Raw genomic sequence first — 598 nt, 5'->3', positions numbered from 1 at the left:
GGCAGCCTTATCTATGCCAATCCGCGCAGAAGGTGCCAGCAAATGGCGTGCCTTCCAGTTGGGTCAAGCATCTGCCCTAGTAGAAATCGTCGGCGCCGCTTTAGGCGCTTTACTGGTTTCTCAAGTGACTGTTATCTTACCTTACGCACTAGCCTTTGCCGCAGGTGCCATGATCTTCGTTTGTGTGGAACAACTGATTCCAGAATCACAATCGCATGGTAACTCAGATATCGCCACCGTCGCCCTACTTATTGGCTTTGGTGTCATGATGACCCTAGACGTTGCTTTAGGTTAAATCCCTTGCAAAACTCTTTGTAAAAAAACTATTGCGATAAAACCCATCAACCAGACGCAAACAGCGTACGCCAGGTTGATGGGTTATTTTTTGTATATTTAAGACAGGTATTTTGAAAAAATGATTGTCTGTTAGAATTTCACATCCGCATCTTGCATGGCTTTTTGTATGTAAGCTGCCGACTCGTGCAATCTTGCCTCTTCCCAAGCATTCAAGCTAACGGGTAGTCGTTTTTCCACGCCATTAACGCCAATAATACAGGGCATTGATAGGGCAACGTTACCGTTATAGCCGTATTCGCCC

The 598-nt window shown here is 45.8% G+C and carries 1 protein-coding gene and 1 pseudogene; one reads left to right on the top strand and one right to left on the bottom strand.

From position 1 onward, the window contains the following. On the top strand, positions 1-295 hold a 295-nt coding region (locus ACRCJ0_RS18515), incomplete at its 5' end, for a ZIP family metal transporter (protein ID WP_431391644.1). Positions 296-426: 131 nt separating this feature from the next. Here ACRCJ0_RS18515 and ACRCJ0_RS18510 read toward each other — a convergent pair. Next, positions 427-598: pseudogene (locus tag ACRCJ0_RS18510) on the bottom strand (L-lactate dehydrogenase); the annotation flags it as partial.

It is taken from the genome of Aerococcus sp. L_32 (assembly GCF_050689315.1).
Note: the sequence above shows the minus strand (reverse complement) of the source record. Positions and strands in the feature narration are given on the sequence as shown.